Origin of the sequence: Psychrobacter sp. FME6 (genome assembly GCF_014861365.1) — a bacterium.
GTDB lineage: Bacteria > Pseudomonadota > Gammaproteobacteria > Pseudomonadales > Moraxellaceae > Psychrobacter.
Genome location: NZ_RRYW01000063.1, coordinates 1 through 18498, shown reverse-complemented (window position 1 = coordinate 18498; position 18498 = coordinate 1). Strand labels below are relative to the sequence as shown.

Sequence of the window (18498 nt, the reverse complement as noted above, 5' to 3'; positions counted from 1 at the left end):
CCTAGGCTTAGATGTGTATAGTTCATGGTTGCAATCTCACTTTGGTCGGTGGATAAAAACTTTGATGCTAGCGCATCTAGGTCTTTTTTTCACCTCACATTTGGTATTGCACTTCATGTGTTAATCTAAGCGTTTTTTTAACAGCCTGCTCAAAGCGAAATAACAACTGCCGTCGCGGCTGAGTGCTATCGTTACGTACCTGCAAAGTGACCCAAACAGGCGCGCCTGCTTCTGCCATGGTCACATCCAACAGCTGAACGTGCAATCCTGAAACATGCGCAAAGGTTATATGAAAACTGATGAGCCAAACGCTGACGAGATAAAAGCACAATCCAAGTACCAAGTTATTGCCATAGTTGATACCAGCGATAAAGGTGATGACCAACAGCACCGCAAACAACATCCCTTCACGGCTAAAAAATATATAAACGTTACGCAAATTAAGGGTAGCGCTATCACTTTTTGGTGCTCGCGAGGCAAACCAACGGCTTAACAATGAGCTGATTGGTGCGGTTAAGGCTTTTGGTAAAAAACTCATGATTACCCTATCATTACCATAGAACTGGCCATCTCAATGAGATGCGGCGAAGTGGGTTGATAATCGTATTTTAAATATGGTTTTAAAAACTAGGTTTAGAAATTAGGTATTGAACGTGAAATGGAAAAGTTTAGATAGCTAATGTTTTAAAGTATAGTCAGTTCTAAATAAAATCGACACGTCAATAATCCCGTACTACTGGTGCTAATTTTTCTTGCTTGCTGTTCGCAGGCGTGACAGAGGCTGCGAAAAATTTACTCCAGTAGCACTCGTATCAGTTTTAAAGTGAATCAGCTATACAACAGCCACTTCTGCTAAAATTCGTTGCGCGATGGTTTGCGTGGCTTGCCCACCCGTCACATGCACAAAGCGCTGGCCAAGACGATGATCCGTGACCGCTGCAAATACCGCTTGGATATCTTCAGGCGTCACTTCCATGTGTCCAGACACATAAGCATGAGCCTGAGCAGCACGCTGAAGCGACAGTACGCCACGCGGTGATAGGCCATGATACTCGGCGCTCGCACGAGTTTTTGCGACCAGACGCTGTAGATAATCTAAGACCACATCAGCAACATAAACCTGCTTAACGCCTTGCTGGGCTAATAAAACAGCTTCTGTATCAAGTACGGCGTCCAAATCTTTTAATAACTCACGGCGATTCTGGCCTTTTAGAAGCTCGCGCTCTGCTGCCGGCGATGGATAGCCCAGCGACAAACATAATAAGAACCGATCGAGCTGCGATTCAGGAAGCGGATAGACACCGGCTTGCTGTAATGGGTTTTGAGTGGCTATCACAAAAAATGGCTGCGCTAAGGGATAGGTTTGCCCATCTTGCGTCACCTGACGCTCTTCCATTGCTTCAAGTAATGCACTTTGGGTCTTAGGGCTAGAGCGATTAATCTCATCAGCAAGCAATAGCTGGGTGAAGATAGGACCGGGACGAAACTCAAACTGCTGCTTATTTTGATCATAAATACTCATGCCCAAAATATCTGCCGGCAGCATATCATTGGTAAACTGCACCCGGCTAAAACGTAGACCTAACAGTTGAGCCAATCCTTGCGCCAAAGTGGTCTTACCCATGCCCGGTAAGTCTTGCAACAGTAAGTGCCCACCAGCTAAGATACCACTAAGCGACAGTTTAATTACCTGCGGCTTGTCTAATACGATTTGATTTAACTGTGTCATCAATTGAGCGATTTTTTGCTGATTATGGTAGTAGTCAGTAGCTGCATGGGTCATATAGTGTTATTTGCTCATTTTTTATGGGAATAATAATTAAAGACTACTTCGCCTCATCCTCTACTATCGGTGCGGGCGCACGCAGCGTTGATAGATAAGCAATCACGTCAGCACGCTCTTTAGCATCTGGCATCGGGTCTGATAACATTTTTGAGTCTGACATGGCTTTTTCAGCATCGGCGATATAAGGATCAAGCGTTTCAGCGTCCCATACCCAACCTGACGCTTGCAAGCCTTCACTATAGGTATAATCTTCTAGTTCAGCCGCTGGCGCACCATAAACATTCATCAGCTGCGGCCCTTTTTTATTGAGCCCAGGATTCAGCTGATGACATTGCCCGCAAGCGTCCTGAAAGATAAGAGCGCCATTATCAGCATCGCCCTCTGTATAAAGTGGTAGCGTGACAGGGTCTCTATAATCAGGTGGCGTACGATCACAAGCAGTGAGTAATAACACCGCGGCAAACATACCTAACAGTTGATACTTATTGGTAATAAACATGTTTTTTAATCTTTAATTAGAGGGGCATTGCTATGTATGAGTCCACGTCAAGCATAATACAATGCAAAATTGATGGACATACATAGCCGTGCATAGGTAGTGAGTCGTTTGTGGTTAAAAACTGCCTGTTACTGCAATGAGTTACTAATAATAAGTATCAATCAGGCACTTTCAAAGGCTTTCTTGATAGCTTTTAAGACTCACTAGATACTTTTATAGTACTACTAGGCGCTTCTAAATAATAACCCTGCAGATAGCGCGCACCCACACTCCATGCCACAGACATAGTCGCCGCGTCTTCAATATAAGGCATCAGTACATCGACATTGACTTCATTGGTGTGTAGGATCAGCGACTTGACCGTATCTAGGTTATCGGCTGAATCAACATCCTGTACATAGCTACGCGCTAAACGCGCCATATTTGGCTGTACATAACCAGCAATTTCAATAGATTTGGCAGAAGAACCGAAGTTATTGATACCAATCTGACAATTAATTTGACTAAGGGCCGAAAACTGAGACTTCGCTACCGTTAAATAATCTGAGATATCTTTTTCATTAAACTGTAATGTTAGCGCGCCCGCCGCGCCGCCTACCGCTTTGATTAGTTGGCTGGCGACATTTGGTAGGTTTTTATCAATGAGTGAGGCACTTGTCAGTTGCACCAACAATCTCGCTTCGGGATGTGTTTTACGTACATCGCTCACTTTTTTACAGGCATTGATAAGTACCCAGCGATCTATTTTTTCAAGCAATTTATGGGTCTTAGCAACCGCCATAAACTGATCAGGCGTCAATACAGTATTATCAGCATCGGCCAATGGCAAACGTAGATATACTTCAAAAAAGTCGCTACGATCATTGCTGATGTCGTATATCGGCTGGAATGTTAGCTCAAAACGGTTATTGGCAATCGCATCGACTAAAGACTCAGCCAGTGCATGGTCATCACTATTGGCATGTTCGCTTGGGTCATATAAATGATAACTATCGCCACGGTTAGAGGTCTCAACCATAATCTGGTTGATAGAGTCCATCGCCCGCTCAAGCACTATATTGAGTTCTGTTGTGTTTTTCTCAATTTTGACAATACCAATACTGACTGTGGTATTGGTCGTACGCTTATCTACCTCGATGAGCATATCGCTAATACGCGAACCAATATGTTTAGCAAGCTGCTCAAGCTCAGCGGTGGTTTTGTCCTCTACCAATATGGTAAAGGCCGTATCACTAAAACGACTGACGTGTCCATCTGATACCAGTTCATCTAGAGTATAGGCCACTTGTTTGACAGCTGCATCTATACCTGGCAGACCAAGACTGCTCCTGATTTTACCGACATTGTCGAGCTGTATATATAACAACCCCGCCGTGAGCGCCCCTTGCCGCGCTTGCTGTTGTATCGTCGCCATCTGCGCTTCAAAACCGTAGCGGTTATCGATACCAGTCAAGCTGTCTTTGCGCTCAGCCGCTGCCAAACGCTTGGCAACGTCAGCGCTGTTGCTACTGTTTTGTTGAATGATAACCTGAGTTACCGGATCACCATCTAAGGTCGCGGCAGCCAATTGCAGCTTTGCTTCAAAAGTACTGCCGTCTGTGCGTACGCTTTCAAACTCAAACTCTACTTCTTGTCGGCTACCCTTATCGAATCGACGCAAGAACTGCTTGAAGCCTTTGACGTTATCACCGCCTGCAATCAGATCAATAATAGGCACGCCTATGGCATCGTTCATCGACTCAAAACCAAATAATTGCAGATAAGGATCGTTGGCAAAAATATGAATGCCTTGGTCTATGTAGGCAACCGCACTTTTAGAGTTTTTGATCAGTACGTTAGCGCGCTGCTCGGCTTCAGAAAGTACGTACCGTAATGTTTTTAGCTCGCGGCGACTGCGCAAATTGTCATGTTGTAGACAAATAGACATCACCACTGCCATTTCTTGTTCTACCTTGAGCGACTTGACCATCGTACCACTAATAATATCAGGCAGTCCCTCGTCATTACTCGCCGCTGCCATCTCTTCATTTAGCAAACAGATCACGGGTAGATCAATATCTTGTTCTTGAATGATGCCCACGACATCGGTAAAACTCAGATCATAGGCACTACCAAAAACCAAAGCATCCCAAGATTGCCGTAGCAGCTTTAGTAGCTCCTCTTTGTCATCCAAAAATCCTAAGTGTACATTGACGTAATAAGAACCTAATAAGTACACAAGGCGTTCAGCATAGAGCTGATCGTCATCGATAACTAATAGGTTTAAGGTGGACTGAGTGCGCATAAAAAGCCTTTTTTAATCTTGCGATCTTATTGTTATGTCTCACTTTTGATAACTTATATCTTTTACACAAACCAACTTAGTACAAAAAATACGATAGTCGGTTCAAAATAAAAGCGATACGATTATCGCAAAGTAAATAGTAACGATGTCAGTCATTATAGACAATAATTTAAACGGCTGCAGATTAACTTACAACCAGCATTTATCGGTGTGACTATTTGGATGGAAATACTAGGCGGTGTCCTTGTTTTGAAAATGGTGATAAAAATAAAGACACGCTCTGAGCTACAGTTGGACGACCTCATACTGACTGAATTCATCGGTAACCAGCAACCTACGTTTGAGGCGTAGAAGGGTTTGTTTGTTATTGATGCGCATAACGACCCTATCATTAGACTGGAAATAAGAAGACGGCACAATGAGAGTGCCCAAGGTTTGCAGTTGCTCATCCCTACCAAGGACAAACGCAGGTACAAAATGTCGACTGCGCGTTTCTCCGCCTTCTAAACGCAGCCCACAAGCTACCAGCTGATGCCCGAGCACTTGCCACTCAACCTCTGGGCTTTCGTCATCAAGGTCAAGCCAACGTACTACCCCTATTGACCAATCAGCCGGCATGGCATCATCAGAACGGCAAACCAAAAAAAGACTCATAATGTGTAATGGCGGTGGTGCCGTCGTGACAACCTCATTGTTCTTACCTACCGCGTTGAGATTATCTACCATTGGTGACAAGCGCAGCGTACGGAATAGCGAGAGCTCATCATGACTATCAAAAGTCTCAATGGCTTCAATAGTTAACGCACTATTACTATCTTGCTTTTTACGAACAGTATCATAGCGAGGTCGCTGTTCATCTGGTAGATTCTTTACAATCATCAAACTTGTAAAGCTACTCGAATGACTGGCACGATAATGAATGTTGTTAAACCCAGTAATCAAAACTGCCGATTTTTTAGCACTGTGTTTAGTTGTCAAAGTCAGTTGCGGCTGTAAGTATCGATAAGTGATGGTCATCGCTATTTTATTAAGCAACCAATACTCTACTCCTTCGCCGCTACCCTCAGCTAATGCTTGCTTGCGCCATTTAAAATACTCCACCATTGGCGCAAGCTCTATAAACAAACAAACATAGTGATCTTCGTATGGGTTAATTCCAGACTTTGCCGTTAAATAACTAGGCGGATGGTCACTACATAAATCAACGAACACTCGTGTTTCTGTTTTTGGTTCTATCGTCGCAACCATCTGCTTCGCCCATTCAGGCAATAGGCGTTGCACGAGCAAAATATTAGGACGACGCATGGCACGCAGGTTTAACAAACTGTGCAAGCATATTTGACAATACAACTGATGTATATCGTTAGCGCGTTTTGTGGTGATATATACGCTCAAATCTATATTTGCGGCATGATGTTGATGAGCAAGATGATACAGTTGGTTAATTTTGGACCATAAGTATGACGATGGTTTGCGATAGCACAACGCATCTTCACCCAATAGCTTTTGATACATCAATAGCATCTGGTAAATAGCAGTCGCCAGCATAATTGACGAAGATTTTTCGGCACTAAAATAGCGCTTCCAGCCACTTTTTGTCAGATGTTTCTGCTGACCGTCTAGGTTTAAAAATGAACGATTGCGGCGTAGAACACCGTCATAAACCATAATGAATTGATAGTATAGGGATTCTATTTGAGCCACATAGTCCAACTGCGCCTCACTCAACGCGCCTGTCTCATAAATATAATACTGCCGTAGAGTGGCAATAAATTGATTGGCTGTATCGATCACAGCAGACGTTAACTTAAGACGTTGTTGGTCATCCATATCAGTACTGCGCAACATCGTAAGTGCTTTTTCCAAATATTCAGCTTGCTGTTCTTCGGCTTGCGCGGGCAAGGCTGCCAACAGTTTTAGTAAATAATATTCCTGATCGTTAACCGACTGACTAGTTGAGGACAACATTGGCGCTGTCACAGACAAATGATTTTGAAACATCGATAAAGTTATCATCAGTATTCCTAGTACCTGTTATTAACTTTGAATATTTATTAACTTTGAATATTTTTTTTAAACAAAAACTTCTTAGACTCGCCGTAGTCTCACTACAGTCTCGCCGTATCGTTTTTACATTCAACTGACTATAGTCGCTTGCGTTCAGACTGAGGATACGCCCTAGTTATAACATAAATATTTGCAACCCATAGAGAATACTCATTTTAATGCGATTGCCTATTAACCTACTTACCACTCAATAGTCATTATTTGTTCACTAATTTCCAAATACTTTATAATGCCTATATTAATCAGCATTGTAAATGTTAATCGGTACCTTAAACGGTCTATTCGGCAGCTCTCGCACCAGCTTAGGCACTAAATATCCTGGTAGCGCCGCCAATAATGACCAATAAAGCTCGATGGCTGACCGCTCATCGCTATCGAAATGAGCAGCACCCGCCACTTTATCTAATACATGTAAGTAATAAGGCAAGACACCAGCAGCAAACAAGCACTGGCTTAATTGCGCTTGAGTCTCAACGCTGTCATTAATACCTTTTAGCAATACCGCTTGGTTTAACAAAGTAATACCAGCCGCGCGAGCACGCTGTAAATGTTCTGAGGTAACGCTATCGATTTCATTGCCATGGTTACAGTGGACTACCATCACGATATGACAGCGGCTTTGGGATAGTCTCTCCAATAACGCATCATCTAAACGCGCTGGAATGACCAATGGCAGGCGTGTGTGCAACCGAATAGTCGTTATTTGCGGGAGTGACTCTAGCGTATCCAGCCATGCAAATAAACGTCTATTAGTCACATTTAATGGATCACCACCGCTCAAAATAACTTCATTAATCTCGGGATGTGCAGTGACATAATTGACGATATTTTCTTTTGCATCCGCCGTTGGCATATTGGCACTATAATCAAAATGCTGACGAAAACAATAACGACAATGAATGGCACAGGCACCAGTAATGGTTAACAATACTCTTGATTGATATTTATGCAGTAGCCCTTTGACTGGGTTTTGTGTGTTTTCACTTAACGGATCTGCCACATAGCCTGTTACGTTGATTTGCTCACGCTGGTCGGGTAAAACTTGTTTTAATAAGGGGTCATTGCTATTACCGACAGTCATTTTTGCCACAAACCCACGTGGCACACGTAGCTCAAAATGCTTAGGCACATAGACGTCTGCACGCAGTGATTCGAGCTTTAAAAGGCTTAATAGCTCATCAACCGAGGTAATGGCTTCGGATAATTGCGTTTGCCAGTTTTTTTGTGTGATTAAATGGTTTATCATGACAGCCTACTACCTATACCCAAAAGCCGACATTATACGCTCTTAGGGTGTATCCTATCAAAATATACCAATTACCTCTTACAACCCTAAGCGTAACGGTAGTTTTTACACAGTAAACCCTCTATTTAAATTTAACGACCGATCATAATATTAACAACCCCTAGGAGTCTCTCGTGGCAAGTTTTTCTACCAATGAATTTAAAGCTGGTCTCAAAGTCATGCTAGATGGCAACCCTTGTGCCATTCTTGAAAATGAATTCGTTAAGCCTGGTAAAGGTCAAGCTTTTAACCGTGTTAAGTTGCGTAATCTTCGTAGTGGTAAAGTATTGGAGCAAACGTTTAAGTCTGGAGAGAGCTTGGAGGCAGCAGACGTTTTAGATACTGAAATGAACTATCTTTATAATGACGGTGAGTTTTGGCACTTTATGCACCCTGAGACTTTTGAGCAGCTGCAAGCAGATAAAACAGCCGTTAGCGATGCAATAAAATGGTTAAAAGACAACAGCAATGATCTTTGCACCATCACTTTGTTCAATGGTGTGCCATTGTCAGTGATGCCACCTAACTTTGTTGAATTACAAATCACCGAAACGGATCCTGGTCTGCGTGGTGATACTTCTGGCGGTGGCGGTAAACCTGCGACACTAGAGACAGGTGCTGTGGTACGTGTGCCCCTATTTGTCCAGCAAGGTGAAACCGTTCGTGTCGATACCCGCACTGGTGACTATCAAACTCGCGTTAGCTCATAGCACTTAGCAACAGCAGTACTTAAAAATAACAGTACTTAGAAATAACAGTACTTAGAAACAAGAGATAGCGGTTATCTCTTAACCAATAAAAAAGCTGAACCACCCTATGAGTGATTCAGCTTTTTTGTATCGATGACAATAATCGTCACGGGCTAGGACACGCCCTAATACCATTCCCAAAATCTTGAGTAGCTAGAAATACGAATGCAAGTACTGCCTTTAGTAGACTAAGCGAGTTTGACAGCACTACTCTTCTACCAATATCTGCTTATGCATTAGCCAATATTGCACAAGCGCATTCAGCTGTTCTTGGGTAAAAGGCTTGGTGCAGTAATCTTGCATTCCGACCTTTAAATATTTTTCGCGCTCACCATCCATGGCATTGGCAGTCAAAGCGATAATAGGCGGCAGCTCTTTAGGATCATAGATTTCATGCAGCTTAATGGTTGCCTGTACGCCATCCAAAATTGGCATATGATGATCCATCAAAATAACATCATAACGCTCAGGAGACAGGGAAAAAGTCTCGATAGCCTGTTGCCCATCAGTGACATGGGTTACCGTATGACCACTATTAGTGAGGGCTTTTTTGGCGATAATAGCATTGACGGCATCATCTTCGACCAACAGTATATGGCCCGCAAGCTCATGAGTGGGATCAATCATGGTAAAGTCGTTTGAATCCTGCCATGTCTCATACTTGTTTTCATCAATGGCAGGTAATGGCAGTAGAACGCTAAACGTAGTGCCAACACCCACTTCGCTATCTACGTTAATATACCCACCCATCAAATCGACCAAAGACTTACAAACAGAGAGTCCGAGCCCAGTACCACCATAGAGGCGATGTGTGAACTTATCCGCTTGGTCATAAGCCTCAAATATCGCTTCCAAAGATTCGGGTTTGATACCCACACCACTATCAGTTACTTCAATACATAGGGTCATGTCTTCATAATAAACCGTATTACTATCAATCGGGTTATCTGCTGCCGCCTGACCGTTTTTAGTGTTGTTCCTTTTTTTAGTGCGGCGCTCATCAACCTCATCACAATGACAATTGGGCACATGCTTAACATCGATGCTGACTCGCCCGCCTTCACGAGTGAACTTAATCGCGTTATTAACCAAATTTGCGATGATTTGTTTAAGGCGCACCGGGTCACCTTCGATATATGGCGATAGTGACTCCGTATAATGATAGTCTAAAATCAATCCTCGCTGACGGGCCTTGGCGGTAAACAGGCTAACCACTTCATTACACAATGCAGATAGATTGACAGGAATAAAGTCAATGCTCATCTTGCCAGACTCTACTTTTGATAAGTCTAAAATACCATTGATAATGGCCATCAAATGCTCGTTGGAGACTTTAATATTGTCTATATATTCTTGTTGTTCGCTGCTGAGTTTTGTTTCGCCCAGCATATCCACCATACCAATAATACCATTCATTGGTGTGCGGATTTCGTGACTCATGTTGGCCAAAAAATCTGACTTCATTTCATTGGCAAGTTTGGCATCACGCTGTTTATCCTGTAGCTGCAAGGCATCTGCTGCCATCGTGGCAAACTGAGCCAATATCTTTGCTTGTTGTTCATCAAAATCATACTTAGGCTTCATATCCATCACGCACAAAGAGCCCAAACGGAAGCTTTTATTGCCCTCATGAATGATAATCGGCGCGCCAGCATAAAACCGTAAATAAGGAGACTCTGTAACCAATGGGTTTTGACTAAAACGACTGTCTTTTGATAAATCTTCTACCACAAAAACGTCGTTAGATAACACCGTGTAGTTACAAATAGCGACTTCACGTGTGGTACGGCATACATCGCCAAGACCATGAATAGATTTTAGATACTGTGTTTCTTCATCCATAAAGGTAATGGTGACTATCGGCATATCAAAAAACAGCTTTGCTAGATCAACAAGACGCTTAAATGCAGGCTCATCATTGTCATTGAGCACCTGATATTTTTTAAGTTTAGTGATACGCTCTGCTTCATCTACCGCTACTGGGTAACTGCTTTGAGGTGGGTTAGATATAGACAAGATGGACTCCATTAAGTAATATCAAACGTTCGACTTGGCGTGAGGCTGCTTTATCAATAATTGTAATGCTTCACTCACCATCATCATTGCGACCACTGATGTAATGACCACTGCTGAGCCATAACCACCACATTGTAGACCACCTGCCTGACAGCTCTTATCCACACGCGGCGGCTCTATCGAATAGACACATTTAATCCCGAACTTTTCTTTTAATGCCCTATTAATGCCTTTTTCATGACGTAGTTTATTACGTAATTTGGCGAGTAGCGGATCTTGATAACTGTCTTTTAAGTCACTCACTCTAATCTGACTGGGATCTATCTTACCACCTGCACCGCCAGCACAGACCAGTTTTAGTTTGTTAAAACGGCAATGGAGCACAATAGCCAACTTAGCATCCATATCGTCCACACAGTCTAGCACAACGATAGGCTGGCCTTGTGCAATAGCCGCCTTTGCTTGGTCACGACTCGGCAGCAAGGCAGTGACGTTTTCTGTGGTCAAAAAATCATCAACCAAGTTTAGCGTTACTTTGGGATTGATTTCACGAATACGCGCCGCCATCGCGGCAATTTTACTCTGCCCAAAATTACTGTCTAAGGCTGGCAACTGGCGATTCACATTAGACGCCACCAACACATCCAAGTCAATCAACGTAATCGTACCCACTGCCGTTCGAGCCAGTGCTTCTGCTGCCCACGAACCAACACCGCCTACTCCAATAACATAGACATGAGCCGCGGCAAAAGTATCAACTGTAGCGGTTCCATAAAGCGTCCGCGTGCCTTGGAAACGGCGTTCATATTGCTCATCGGCTTCTTTAGTAACGCCTTTTGCTGTTGCTCCCCCTATGGCAGAGTGCTCAGTAGTAGACGGCTCAACGAATGCTTGCTCAAATGGTTGTGTTTCACTCATAAATGTTTAAATACTCTATTATTACTATTCTATTATTGCTGGTATAGCCTACTAATTTTATATGGGATAGCGCCATTCTGTCTGTAAAGCACTGCAACTATTGTGCCATAACTGCTCAGCAAGCTTGGCAATTGACACATCTAATAACTCACTTAAGCTTGATAACACCCATGGCAGATTGGCAGGCACATTTCTGTTATGTGATGGCGCATCGCCCCATTCATTATTTGGACTCTGCCCCAGTGCTGATGAGGCTGATCGAGCTGATTGGCTGCCGTTTGACGTTTGACACATGATAGGCGTCATATCTGGGCAGTCGGTTTCTATCACCAAACACTCAATACCGTAAACGTCGACGGCAGCTTGGATAGCGTGGCGCAATTTCTTAGCATTTGGGTTGGTCACTTGGCCGGTCACGCCAAGCTTAAAACCTAACTTTACAAACGCCTTGGCCTCTTGGACGCCGCCACTAAAGCTATGGGCGATACCACCTAACTGATGCGCATCATAATCATGCGCTTTTAGTATTGCTAATGCTTCTGCGTGCGCTTTACGGATATGCAGCATCACTGGTAGTTGATGAGTTACCGCCATATCCAGTTGCGCCTTAAAAAACTGCTGTTGCTTGGCAAATATAGCGGGTACTTTCATAGCATCGGTAAAGGTATCCAAGCCAATCTCACCAATGGCTAATGGGCGCCGCTCAGCGATAATTTTTGCCATCTGTTTTAGGTGGTCTTGGTTATGCTGTTCAATATAAAACGGATGCAGCCCTAACGCCACATGACTTATTATACGTAATTTATCACTGCTTTTATCACTACCTTCATCATCGTCATCAGCTTTCATGGTAGAGGATTGTGATGTAGAAAGATGCGACAGCTTATTTAATGATTGCTGGTTTAATACCTGTTCAATGTCATATAGCCGCTCAAAATGCCGATACAGATACCCTACTAACACCAAATGACGTACACCTCGCTCATAGGCTTGCTGCGCTTGTAGCTGTCTATCGTTATCAAAAACGGGGGCATCAAAATGAGTATGAGTATCAATGAGGGGGTAAATACTGGGTGATGTCTGTTTGGCCATGGCAGATGAATCAACAAAGGTCATAAACAGACTCCAAAATTAATATTTTTATCAAAACACTCTATTAATATTTTTATCAAAATACTCTGTCAGCACTAAAGCTTGCTGAATATTCAAATGTGACACTGGTGGCGGCTATTTTTTTATGCTATCACGGGCAGGTAACTTGTTATCCGCTTTTCGGCTACTACGCCGAGGGATAATCAGCAAAGCGATAGCAATAGCGCCCAAGGCAAGGCGTTTCTTTGTGTTTTTTTGCTCGGTCATTATATTGACTCCTAACCTCTACATCATCATACGCAGTATTCATGTTCATTATCTAACTATTACTTATTATACTTGGATAGTCAGAGGGCTATGTTTATCTGTGTTATGAATAAGCAAGCTAATGTACGGTACAATTTGATTTATTGTACCGTACTTATAAAGACTTGGAGGTAGGAGGTTATTGCTTAGTTGACGTCGCGCCAAGACGGTTATTTATCGAAACATTAACATTTTAGCGTTTTAGCGGATAGGTTGTTATGCCATCGTTAGGACTATCTACTTTGGTAAATCCCTGGGGCGCAGCATTTGGCGTTTGATCGCGTTTAGGCACTAATGGATTGAGTGGCATCAGCTTATAATCTGCACTGACGTCGCCATTCCAACCTTCAGTCCCGCTCAGTGGCAGTTGCTTAATGGTACCGTTTTTATCAATAACCAACTGTAAGACGCGCATCTGATTAAACTTACGCTCAGTAACGCTAGCAACCGCCCCGCCATCACGGAGAATGGTTGGCTGTAAGAATATGATTAAGTTACTCTTTTGAGTGCTGTCATTGTCAGAGCGGAACAGCCGTCCGATGACGGGTACACTACCTAATCCCGGGACTTTTTGTTGCCGTGTGGTTGTGTTGTCACGCATCAAGCCACCTAGAGCAATGGTTTGCTGATCGTCGGCTAAAATCGTCGTATTGATAAGGCTTTTATTGGTCACTAAGCCACTCGCATTTCCAGCGCTGCCTGGCACAACTGAGGAAACCTCTTGCGAGACCTCCAAACGCACTGTGCCATTATCGCCAATATGCGGGATAACATTGAGATTAATACCAATATCTTGGCGGTCAATGGTTTGGAATGGATTGGTAGAAGAGTCACTGCCTGTGGTATAAGAACCTGTGACAAAAGGCACGTTTTGACCGACTAAAATACTGGCTTTTTCATTGTCTAGGGTCAAAATTGACGGCATAGACAACAGATTGGCACTGGTTGAGGAGTCAAGCGCTTGCAAGATTGCGCCATAAAACTCTGTATTGCCCTCGCTATCTTTGCGGCTATCACCAATACCAACCAGAGCACCTGCAATAGAACCTGCGGCGGCGCTAATATTTGCACCACCTGACAAAGCCGCTGCGGCAAGTGAAACAGCACTCGCACCAACGTTATTAAAGTTCACCACACCGTAACCACTATTGGCATTGCCCAATGCCCACTGCACGCCAAGCTGGGTCGCATCATCACCTGAGACTTCAACGATTGCCGCTTGAATTAAGACTTGCGCGCGGCGACTGTCTAATTGGTTGACGGCATCTTCAATCTCAAACATCAATTCAGGCGCCGCATTGACGATGACCGCGTTTTGGGTTTCGTCAGCGATAATACTAAAGGGTCGACCGCCTATACCTGTGTTTGCACCAGATGAGCCTGAGCCTGATATAGCTGAGGTTGCAGAGCCCGCGTTGATGCCATTAGTTTCAGTCGTCGAGGCAGAACCTCCATTACCCGCATCGTCCAATGATGCTGACTCTAAGGAGGAAGTTGCACCAGAACTATTAATCGATTGATTGGCGAGCAACCCACGTAGCATCTCTGCAATATGATTGGCGCTGGCGTATTTTAAACGAAAAACGCGCAAACCACTCAAACGCCTTGTCGGTGTCGTATCCAACTGATTGACCATTTCTTGAACTTTGGCAATCATCTCAGGGCTGCCTTTGACTAGCAACCTGTCACTGGACGTGTCGGCGATAACTTTCAGCTGATTGTTGCCGCCTTGTGCTTGACCGCTACCAGCGCTCGCAACCAGTGCACTAATCAGCTCCATCATGCGCTCGGCATCGACATGACGTAGCGTTATCACGCGCAGGCTATCATTCACATTACTATCCAAATCACGGATGAGCGCCGTCAGTTGATTGAGGCTATCCGCACGATCAGATAATACTAGCGCATTGACTCCCGGTACAGCCGCCGCGTGCGCCGACTGCGGCATTAGCGGACGAATGACACCCAAGACTTCTGCAGCTTGAGTGTTGGTCAAATAAATAACGCGAGTTGCCAGCGATTCACCGACACTGTCACCACGCAAATCGACTGCCACACCAGACTGTTTGGCGACGTTATCTGGTACCAGCTTAACGGTGGTTCCTGAGTCGATGGCGGCAATACCATTGACCTGCATCACACTCAAAAACAGCTGGTAAATCTCATCACGGGACAAGGCTTTATTAGAGATGACCGTCACATTACCGTTGATACGAGGATCAAGGACAAAGTTCTGGTCAGTGATGGTGGCCACCTCATTGATGAAGGCTTTGATATCGGCATCTTGTAAGTTAACCTTCCAGCTTTCAGCACTCGCCAGACCCGTACTCGCCGCCCATAGTGGCACCGCTAGGCAAAACGGACGACACAGTCGCATCAGACGCTGCAAGATATGGTGCAAAGGTGTGACTGAAAAATTATAAAAACTTACCATATTGATGTTTACCTACAGTGATGTCACTTAGTATGTGCTGCGTTTAATGGGTGCTAGGATTTTTGGCTATCATATCGCTAAGGATAGCAGCTAACAAACATTTATTTTTAAAGTATATCAACTATATTTCATCTAAAACTGCTGACGTATAGTAATGACTTGATCGCCACGTTGTACTTCTATTTGCGCCTCACCTGTTTGCTGTACCTGTTGTAGCAGCCCAGCATCTTGTGCAGGATTGTTGCCGACGCTTTGGCCATTGACAGTCAGCACTTTATCGCCCGGCTCAAGCCCTAGACGATTACGCAATTTGGCAGGCATCGCTGCTGTTACTTGATAGCTTTCACCTGATGCCATCACACCCATTCTGCTTAGATAGCTGGCAGGGTTGTCTTGCAATGCCGTGACCGCTTCTTCGATAGCAGATTGTGGACTGCTTTCGTCACTGTCGCTGCTAGCCGCTGCTGGTTCCATATCAGGATTTTGCGCTGATTGAGGAACAACAGGTAACGTGTCACTGTTTGGCAAACGCTGATTGCTAACCGCGCCTGCCATCATAGCGCTTTGGTCTAATGGCATCGCTTCTGGCATGCTAATAACCGTTTGCTTATCGTTGGCGTCAGCGATAATGATTTCATTCCAATCGACGGCGATCAGAGTATAATCACTGTCCTTTAACGGGTCGCCGATACGATAGTTTTTTACCTCACCATCGACATCCAATAGTGCTGAAGACATGCTCTCTGGTATTGCCAACAACACTCCTTTTAAACTGATATTGGGTGGTGGCTGCACGACCGCAGCGATAGGGTCAGGATCGGCAAAAATAGCGAATAAACTACTATAATCTTTGCCCGATGTAGACGTGTTTTTCAAAGGCGCTAATGGCAATGCGGGCGCTAACGGCGCAGCCAATAACAGCCACAATAGCCGTGCTGCTGTCCAGCATAACCAGCCAATGGCTAATAATAATAACCAACCCGAAAAGCGATTGAGAGTATTGAACACTGGTTTTAAATTTGTGGAGACATTCATCATTTAGCGTGCTCCCAGCCCATTTAGCAACGGCTGACGCACACTGACAACCGGTGTGTCTTGCGGGGCTTGGCCTTTATAGTCAGGCATGTTTTCTAGTAAACGCTGGGTCAAACTGACGTCCAACATATTGTCACTATCGATATATAGGTCGCCTAAGCGCTTGTCTTGATTGTTTAACAAATTGATATGAAGCAGGTTTTTATTATTTTTTTGTTCGGCACTTAATTCAGCATGCAATGCGGGCATGGTCAGATAAAAAACCTTGCCGCCGCTAGGATAGCCTATTTCACCACCCACCCATGTCAATTGACCATCTGCTTGACTAAAACCAGTTAGCTTACTAGATGACCTTGATGGGTCAGTGTCCGCTGACATATTTGAGCCAGACTGACGTTTGAGCGAGACGTTATTGACCTGAATTGGCGTATTGGGCAATTGCCAATCGACGATATTAGCTAAGGTTTCAGGTGCAATTTTACCGCTCATGTTTTTCACTTGCCACGAGTTTAGACCTATTTTAACTTGTCCGTTTAGGCGAGTTTGCTCTGAGTTGATATCGACATCAGCACTTAGCTTACCCAATAACAAATGCCATGGCTGCCACGACCATTCAGCCGTACCTGTAAGCGATGTCGCTGACACAGGCATCTGCCAAATCGCTGAGCCTTGCCATAAATTGCCAGACACATGCTGCACGTAAGGTGTATCAGGGGCATACTTCTCCAGTAACCACGACGCTGGCATTTGTAATACCGCAAATAATGAAAATAATATAAGCCCAACCAGCCACCACAGCTTACGGGGACGCTTATGAGACGACGCGGATACTTGGGGCACGGTTGTATAACTCTTATAGAAGACAAAAACGTCATTATCATAACAAACAATAGCATACAGATGACAGAAAAAAAGCCAGTATCTTTTTACCAAAATACTGGTAATCAAGATACTGGCTTCTGTCTAACGATAAAAGCTAATATTTATAAATAGACCGTTATAAATAAGCCTTATAACCTAAGTATCGTCCGTTCGAAATAAAAGCGATAAGGTTGTAATAATGTACTATTGCCAAACTATATAGCAAAATCTTCCAGACTACGGCCTGCTGCTAACGCTTCGACCAACCACGTTGGCTTACGGCCTCGACCCGTCCACGTTTCTTCGTCATTATCGGTATTACGATATTTAATGTTGCGTTTTTTCTCTAGTTTCTCGCCCGCCTGTAAAACCTCTTCGATGGTCGCATTGCTGTCTTCTGCAATTTTTTCAAACTGCATATAAGCATCATACAGACGCTGATGTTGTTTCTTTTCAATAAGCTGCTGGGCGTTTTCAGTGATGGCACGTAGCTCATCGACATTTAAACTATCTAAATCAATGACGTTATTTTTATTCATAATAATTTCCACTTTAATGTAAGAGTTATAAAAATAAATAGAAGTTCTATTAACAGCTAAAGTTTTTTGATTCTTAAATGAACAGTCTTGTAAAGATTAGCAATCAACTTTTTTTGATATCCACACTTCTATCGACGCTTAAAAATGTAAGTGTCGATAATATAAACAAAAACATTCCTTATAACAACGGTTGATTGGTATTTTTATTATAAATAATAAATGATCATAAACTTAAGTAAAGCAATGATGATTTTTCAATGCTTAGATTAACACACCAAGTGCAACGCTAAATTATATTATAGAACACCTGATTGGGCGTTTTAAACCCTAAGCGTTTTCTTGGTCTGTTGTTTAGTTTATTCTCAATGTCCTGTATCTCATTATCAGAGACTTGTCTAAAGTCACAACCCTTAGGCAAGAACTCTCTGATTAAGCCGTTAGTATTCTCGTTGGTTCCTCGCTGCCATGACGCATAAGCATCGGCAAAGAAGAAGGAAGTAAAGAGCTTTCGTTTCACCTTCTTATGCTGAGCAAACTCTTTACCATTGTCAGAGGTAATGGTCTTAACCTGCAACCTCACTGGCTTTAGGATACCTATCATTGCCTCTGATACTTGCTGTGCCGTTT

At 43.6% G+C, this 18498-nt stretch carries 16 protein-coding genes; 1 reads left to right on the top strand and 15 read right to left on the bottom strand.

Annotated elements, in window-relative coordinates:
- Positions 1–94: 94 nt before the first annotated feature.
- The 6 genes from EI162_RS09800 to epmB form a co-directional block, all read right to left on the bottom strand.
- Positions 95–538 (bottom strand): hypothetical protein, encoded by a 444-nt coding sequence (locus EI162_RS09800; protein ID WP_225736949.1) that lies wholly within the window; start codon positions 536–538, stop codon positions 95–97.
- A 294-nt stretch (positions 539–832) separates the two neighbouring features.
- Positions 833–1783, bottom strand: a complete 951-nt coding sequence (locus tag EI162_RS09795) for an AAA family ATPase (RefSeq protein ID WP_192524195.1) — start codon at positions 1781–1783, stop codon at positions 833–835.
- A 43-nt stretch (positions 1784–1826) separates the two neighbouring features.
- Complete coding sequence (locus EI162_RS09790; RefSeq protein ID WP_192524194.1) at positions 1827–2285, bottom strand: c-type cytochrome; 459 nt, start codon at positions 2283–2285, stop codon at positions 1827–1829.
- Between the two features lie 193 nt (positions 2286–2478).
- Complete coding sequence (locus tag EI162_RS09785; RefSeq protein ID WP_192524193.1) at positions 2479–4569, bottom strand: EAL domain-containing protein; 2091 nt, start codon at positions 4567–4569, stop codon at positions 2479–2481.
- 285 nt (positions 4570–4854) lie between these two features.
- Positions 4855–6585 (bottom strand): hypothetical protein, encoded by a 1731-nt coding sequence (locus tag EI162_RS09780; RefSeq protein WP_192524192.1) that lies wholly within the window; start codon positions 6583–6585, stop codon positions 4855–4857.
- 289 nt (positions 6586–6874) lie between these two features.
- Positions 6875–7882, bottom strand: a complete 1008-nt coding sequence (gene epmB, locus EI162_RS09775) for an EF-P beta-lysylation protein EpmB (protein WP_192524191.1) — start codon at positions 7880–7882, stop codon at positions 6875–6877.
- A gap of 173 nt (positions 7883–8055) precedes the next feature.
- Between epmB and efp the strand changes: the two genes are divergently transcribed.
- Positions 8056–8631 (top strand): elongation factor P, encoded by a 576-nt coding sequence (gene efp, locus EI162_RS09770; RefSeq protein WP_192524190.1) that lies wholly within the window; start codon positions 8056–8058, stop codon positions 8629–8631.
- A 246-nt stretch (positions 8632–8877) separates the two neighbouring features.
- Here the strand turns inward: efp and EI162_RS09765 are convergent, their stop codons facing one another.
- The 9 genes from EI162_RS09765 to EI162_RS09730 form a co-directional block, all read right to left on the bottom strand.
- The gene (locus tag EI162_RS09765) at positions 8878–10698 is read right to left on the bottom strand and encodes a GAF domain-containing hybrid sensor histidine kinase/response regulator (RefSeq protein ID WP_192524189.1); all 1821 of its coding nucleotides are present in this window, start codon (positions 10696–10698) and stop codon (positions 8878–8880) included.
- A gap of 9 nt (positions 10699–10707) precedes the next feature.
- Positions 10708–11604, bottom strand: coding sequence for a ThiF family adenylyltransferase (locus EI162_RS09760; protein WP_192524188.1), 897 nt, complete (start codon positions 11602–11604; stop codon positions 10708–10710).
- Positions 11605–11661: 57 nt separating this feature from the next.
- Complete coding sequence (locus EI162_RS09755) at positions 11662–12720, bottom strand: TatD family hydrolase (protein ID WP_192524187.1); 1059 nt, start codon at positions 12718–12720, stop codon at positions 11662–11664.
- A gap of 111 nt (positions 12721–12831) precedes the next feature.
- A complete protein-coding gene (locus EI162_RS14760) occupies positions 12832–12963 on the bottom strand; it encodes a hypothetical protein (protein WP_263972269.1) in 132 nt (43 codons plus the stop codon).
- A 232-nt stretch (positions 12964–13195) separates the two neighbouring features.
- On the bottom strand, positions 13196–15436 hold the full coding sequence (gspD, locus tag EI162_RS09750; RefSeq protein ID WP_192524186.1) for a type II secretion system secretin GspD: 2241 nt from the start codon (positions 15434–15436) through the stop codon (positions 13196–13198).
- Positions 15437–15568: 132 nt separating this feature from the next.
- Positions 15569–16474, bottom strand: coding sequence for a type II secretion system protein N (locus EI162_RS09745; RefSeq protein WP_192524185.1), 906 nt, complete (start codon positions 16472–16474; stop codon positions 15569–15571).
- Positions 16475–17311, bottom strand: a complete 837-nt coding sequence (gspN, locus tag EI162_RS09740) for a type II secretion system protein N (protein ID WP_192524184.1) — start codon at positions 17309–17311, stop codon at positions 16475–16477.
- Between the two features lie 236 nt (positions 17312–17547).
- The gene (locus EI162_RS09735) at positions 17548–17871 is read right to left on the bottom strand and encodes an H-NS family nucleoid-associated regulatory protein (protein WP_192524183.1); all 324 of its coding nucleotides are present in this window, start codon (positions 17869–17871) and stop codon (positions 17548–17550) included.
- Positions 17872–18157: 286 nt separating this feature from the next.
- On the bottom strand, positions 18158–18498 hold a 341-nt coding region (locus EI162_RS09730), incomplete at its 5' end, for an IS30 family transposase (protein WP_192523027.1).

What these genes read in the sequence shown, in the direction of transcription:
- EI162_RS09800 (WP_225736949.1), bottom strand. Translation starts at nt 538, where the DNA reads ATGAGTTTTTTACCAAAAGCCTTAACCGCACCAATCAGCTCATTGTTA.
- EI162_RS09795 (WP_192524195.1), bottom strand. Translation starts at nt 1,783, where the DNA reads ATGACCCATGCAGCTACTGACTACTACCATAATCAGCAAAAAATCGCT.
- EI162_RS09790 (WP_192524194.1), bottom strand. Translation starts at nt 2,285, where the DNA reads ATGTTTATTACCAATAAGTATCAACTGTTAGGTATGTTTGCCGCGGTG.
- EI162_RS09785 (WP_192524193.1), bottom strand. Translation starts at nt 4,569, where the DNA reads ATGCGCACTCAGTCCACCTTAAACCTATTAGTTATCGATGACGATCAG.
- EI162_RS09780 (WP_192524192.1), bottom strand. Translation starts at nt 6,585, where the DNA reads ATGATAACTTTATCGATGTTTCAAAATCATTTGTCTGTGACAGCGCCA.
- epmB (WP_192524191.1), bottom strand. Translation starts at nt 7,882, where the DNA reads ATGATAAACCATTTAATCACACAAAAAAACTGGCAAACGCAATTATCC.
- EI162_RS09765 (WP_192524189.1), bottom strand. Translation starts at nt 10,698, where the DNA reads ATGGAGTCCATCTTGTCTATATCTAACCCACCTCAAAGCAGTTACCCA.
- EI162_RS09760 (WP_192524188.1), bottom strand. Translation starts at nt 11,604, where the DNA reads ATGAGTGAAACACAACCATTTGAGCAAGCATTCGTTGAGCCGTCTACT.
- EI162_RS09755 (WP_192524187.1), bottom strand. Translation starts at nt 12,720, where the DNA reads ATGACCTTTGTTGATTCATCTGCCATGGCCAAACAGACATCACCCAGT.
- EI162_RS14760 (WP_263972269.1), bottom strand. Translation starts at nt 12,963, where the DNA reads ATGACCGAGCAAAAAAACACAAAGAAACGCCTTGCCTTGGGCGCTATT.
- gspD (WP_192524186.1), bottom strand. Translation starts at nt 15,436, where the DNA reads ATGGTAAGTTTTTATAATTTTTCAGTCACACCTTTGCACCATATCTTG.
- EI162_RS09745 (WP_192524185.1), bottom strand. Translation starts at nt 16,474, where the DNA reads ATGATGAATGTCTCCACAAATTTAAAACCAGTGTTCAATACTCTCAAT.
- EI162_RS09735 (WP_192524183.1), bottom strand. Translation starts at nt 17,871, where the DNA reads ATGAATAAAAATAACGTCATTGATTTAGATAGTTTAAATGTCGATGAG.